6 protein-coding genes are annotated in these 4,147 nt (G+C 63.2%); 4 read left to right on the forward strand and 2 right to left on the reverse strand.

Annotated elements, in window-relative coordinates; all coding sequences use genetic code 11:
• From P8Y64_14025 to P8Y64_14040, 4 genes are all read left to right on the forward strand, one after another.
• Positions 1–605 (forward strand): YdcF family protein (locus P8Y64_14025; GenBank protein MEJ2061572.1); only part of this gene is annotated, 605 nt, incomplete at its 5' end.
• Positions 605–910, forward strand: a complete 306-nt coding sequence (locus P8Y64_14030; protein MEJ2061573.1) for a DUF2007 domain-containing protein — start codon at positions 605–607, stop codon at positions 908–910. The genes P8Y64_14025 and P8Y64_14030, both read left to right, overlap by 1 nt.
• 73 nt (positions 911–983) lie before the next feature.
• Positions 984–2,873 carry a molecular chaperone HtpG gene (htpG, locus tag P8Y64_14035; protein ID MEJ2061574.1) on the forward strand — a complete coding sequence of 630 codons (1,890 nt, stop codon included), beginning with the start codon at positions 984–986 and terminating at the stop codon, positions 2,871–2,873.
• Positions 2,874–2,896: 23 nt separating this feature from the next.
• Entirely contained in the window at positions 2,897–3,526 is a 630-nt protein-coding gene (locus P8Y64_14040; GenBank protein MEJ2061575.1) for a tetratricopeptide repeat protein, read from the forward strand.
• A 27-nt stretch (positions 3,527–3,553) separates the two neighbouring features.
• Here P8Y64_14040 and P8Y64_14045 read toward each other — a convergent pair whose 3' ends face one another.
• Positions 3,554–4,036, reverse strand: a complete 483-nt coding sequence (locus tag P8Y64_14045; GenBank protein ID MEJ2061576.1) for a GNAT family N-acetyltransferase — start codon at positions 4,034–4,036, stop codon at positions 3,554–3,556.
• A partial coding sequence (locus P8Y64_14050) for an MGMT family protein (GenBank protein MEJ2061577.1) occupies positions 4,033–4,147 on the reverse strand: 115 nt, incomplete at its 5' end. The genes P8Y64_14050 and P8Y64_14045, both read right to left, overlap by 4 nt.

Here is a 4,147-nt window from a genome sequence, read left to right on the forward strand (position 1 = left end):
TGCTGCTGGGGACCCTCGGCCTGCCCTGGCTGTGGCTGGTGTGGCGCGCCTGGCGCATCGGCGCACGGGCCGGCACCGAAACCAGCGGTTGCCATGCCGTGCTGGTGCTGGGAGCACAACTGCACAACGATCGGCCCACACCCGAGTTTATTCAGCGCCTCGATCGCGCCCGCGCCCTGTATGCAGGCGGGCGGGTCGAACGCATCGTGGTGCTGGGCGGCGTCACCCGTGAAAACCGGCTGTCCGAGGCGACGGTGGGGCGGGCCTGGCTGCTGCAGCACGGGGTGTCCCCCGATCGTCTTTTGATCGAGGAGGCCTCGCGCCATACGCTGGAAAATCTGTATCAGGCGCGTGCCTTGCCCGATTTGAGCACGGGCGGGCGCCTGGCACTGGTGACCAGCCGCTATCATCTGGCGCGGGCGCAATTGATGGCGCAGGGGCTCGGACTCCAGGTCGTTCCCTGCGGCGCCGAATCGACGATGCCGCATCGGCTGGGCTACGCGCTGCGCCTGTTTTCCGAAGGATGGTTCAACCACTGGTATCATGTCGGCCGCGGCTGGGCGCGGCTGACCCGTAACCGGCGCAGCATGGAACGGATCAGTTGATGAAACGCGTCCTGAGCTCTCCCGACCGGGTGTTTACCCAGTACGTGCGCGATGTACTCGAGTCGCGTGGCATACGCTGCCTGCTCAAGAACGAATACCTCTCCGGGGCGGCGGGTGAGCTGCCCGTCAACGAGACGCAGCCGGAGGTCTGGGTGCTGGACGATGGCGACATGGCCCTGGCGCGTGAGGTGATCGACACGCTGCAGACCCCGGTCGATGCCTCGCCCTGGGTCTGTCCCAACTGCGGGGAGCATCTGGAAGGCCAGTTCACCACCTGTTGGCGCTGCGGCACGGACCGGCGCTGACGCCCCGCCTTGAAAACTGCCACGGCTGTCCGCATTTGAATTGCTTCATTTGGATAATCCGATAACTATTGCCATGACCGTAGAGGCCCATAAGGAAAATCTTCAGTTCCAGACCGAGGTGAGCCAGCTGCTGCACCTCATGATCCATTCCTTGTACTCCAACAAGGAAATCTTCCTGCGCGAACTCATCTCCAATGCTTCGGACGCCTGCGACAAGCTGCGTTTCGAGGCCCTGTCCGACGATGCCCTGTTCGAGGGCGACAGCGACCTGCAAATCCAGGTGGAATACGATGCCGACGCCCGTACCCTGACGGTGCGCGACAACGGTATCGGCATGAATCGCGAGGAGGTGATCCAGAACATCGGGACCATCGCCAAGTCGGGTACCCGTGATTTCCTCCAGTCGCTGAGCGGCGACCAGGCCAAGGACGCCAAGCTGATCGGCCAGTTCGGCGTTGGTTTCTACTCGGCCTTCATGGTGGCCGATCGGATCACGGTGAAGACCCGCCGCGCCGGCCTGGGTGCGGAGCACGGTGTGGTGTGGGAATCCGACGGCGTCAGCGGCTATACGATCGAGACCGTCGAACGCCCGTCGCGCGGCACCGAGGTCATGCTGCATCTCAAGCCGGAAGAGGACGAGTTTCTCGACGACTGGCGCCTGAAGGGCATCATCACCCGTTATTCGGATCACATCCCGCTGCCCGTGCGCATGCCCGAACGCGACGACAAGGGCGGGCCGACCGGTGAATGGGAGACCGTGAATCGTGCCTCGGCCCTGTGGCAGCGGCCCCGCACCGAAATCAGTGACGAGGAGTATCAGGCGTTCTACAAGCACGTGGCGCACGATTTCGAGAACCCGCTGGCCTGGACGCATTTCAAGGTCGAAGGGCGGCACGAATACACCTCGCTGCTCTACATCCCCGCCAATGCCCCGTTCGATCTCTGGGAGCGCGACCACATGCACGGGGTGAAGCTGTACGTGCAGCGCGTGTTCATCATGGACGATGCCGAGCAGTTGATGCCGCGCTATTTGCGTTTCATTCGCGGCGTGGTCGATTCCAACGACCTGCCGCTGAACGTGTCGCGCGAAATCCTGCAGAACAACCGCGTTATCGACAGCATGCGCGCGGGTTCCGTGAAAAAGGTGCTGGGGCTGCTCGAAGAGATGGCGGAAAAGGAGCCCGAAAAGTACCAGCAGTTCTGGGACGAATTCGGTCGCGTCCTCAAGGAAGGCCCGGGTGAGGACTTTTCCAACCGCGAGCAGATCGCCCGCCTGCTGCGTTTCGCGACGACGAAATCCGACGGCCCGGCGCAAACGGTGTCGCTCGCCGATTACATCGGGCGCATGCAGCCCGGACAGGACAAGATCTATTACATCACCGCCGACTCGCATGCGGCGGCCAGCAGCAGCCCGCACCTCGAGGTGTTCCGCGACAAGGGCATCGAAGTGCTGCTGCTGTCCGACCGGGTGGATGAGTGGATGATGGCTCATCTGGCCGAATTCGACGGCAAATCCTTGCACTCGATCGCCAAGGGCGAGCTGGACCTCGACGAAACGGCCAGCGAGGAAGAAAAGCAGGCCCAGGCGGAAAGCGAGGAGGCCGCCCGGGATGTGGTGGAACGCCTGAAAAAAACGCTCGACGACAAGGTCGAGGACGTGCGCGTCTCGCATCGCCTCAAGAGTTCTCCTGTCTGTCTCGTGCTCGGCGAGCACGATATGGCGTTGTACATGCAGCAGCTGCTCAAACAGGCGGGCCATGACGTGCCGGTCGGCAAACCGGTGCTGGAGATCAATCCCGGCCACCCCCTTATCGAGGTGTTGAAAGCCGAACAGGATGATGCCGTGTTCTCGGAATGGGCCAGCGTGCTGTTCGACCAGTCCGTGCTCGCCGAGGGCGGACAGCTCGAGGACCCGGCCGGTTTCGTGACGCGCCTGAATCGCCTGATGCTGGCGATGAGATGAAGACAGCACCGGACCGCTGAAACATGACCGACTTTACCGATGCCCTGGCTGCCTGGATAAAGGGCGACCGCCAACATGCGGTCGAGCTCTGGCAGATGCTTGCCGATCAGGGCGACGTGCGTTCGCAGTACAACCTGGGTGTATTGCTGGATAACGGCGAAGGGGTGCAGCAGGACCAGGCCCTCGCGGCGGAGTATTACCGCAAGGCGGCGGAGCAGGGATATGCGGATGCCGCCTTCAATCTCGCCGTGCTGTTCGAAGAAGGGCAGGGTGTGGCGCGTGACCCCAACGAAGCGGTGCGCTGGTACTGGCTGGCGGCCGAGTCGGGCAACAGTCAGGCCCAGTTCCGCATCGGCTATCTGTACGACGTGGGCGAAGGTCTACCTCAGGATGCCGACCAGGCCGCCAAGTGGTACCACCTGGCCGCCGAACAGGGACATGGTGAGGCGGCCAACAATCTGGGCCGTTGCTTCGCCATGGGGGAGGGTGTCGAACGCAGCGACGTTGAGGCATACAGATGGTTCGCCATCGCCGCCGAACTCGGTGTGCCCAATGCGGCGCGTCACCGGGAGCGGGTGGCCAAGGAGCTTTCGCCGGACGATCGTGTCCGCGCCGGCAGCGTTCAGGCAGCGCACTCAATGATTCCCGCCTGATGACGGCGGGGCGGAAATGGATGCCGTTCAGGCATTCGTCCGTTTCCAGTAGCGGTACGCATAATCCCGTTCAGGATTTTCCACCGCCAGTCGCTCCAGCCCGCAGGCGGCGAAAAAGCCCTCGGCGCCGGCCTGCGCCTTGACCAGCACGCCATCGAATCCATGATCCTGCGCCGCCTGCTCGGCGGCTTTGAACAGTCGCGTGCCGATACCCTGGTGATGCCATTGCGGATCGACGTAGATCCCATGCAGTAACAGGCCGTGCAGTCCGCCGGGTGCGTCCTTCGTTTCGGCTTCCTCCCAGGCGGCGACACCGACTACATCGCCGTCGTCCGTCTCGGCGACCCTCACCTCCAGGGCATCCAGGTCGAATGCCGAATAACGGTAGACCGGCAGCGACAGCCGCTTGACGCGTTCCGGCAAATCCCAGCTCATGACGGCGCGTTCGATCACCGTATTCAGAGCGTCAAGGTCGTTGGAACGGGCGGGGCGAACGGTAGTGGAGGTCACTGTTCATGTCTGGCGGCTTCCCAGGCCAGTATGGCATGTTTGCGCGCCTCGCCCCAGTGATAGCCGCCCAGGTCGCCGTTTTGTCTGAGCACGCGATGACACGGGATGAGA

It is taken from the genome of Gammaproteobacteria bacterium, from assembly GCA_037388465.1.
GTDB lineage: Bacteria > Pseudomonadota > Gammaproteobacteria > SpSt-1174 > SpSt-1174 > JARRKE01.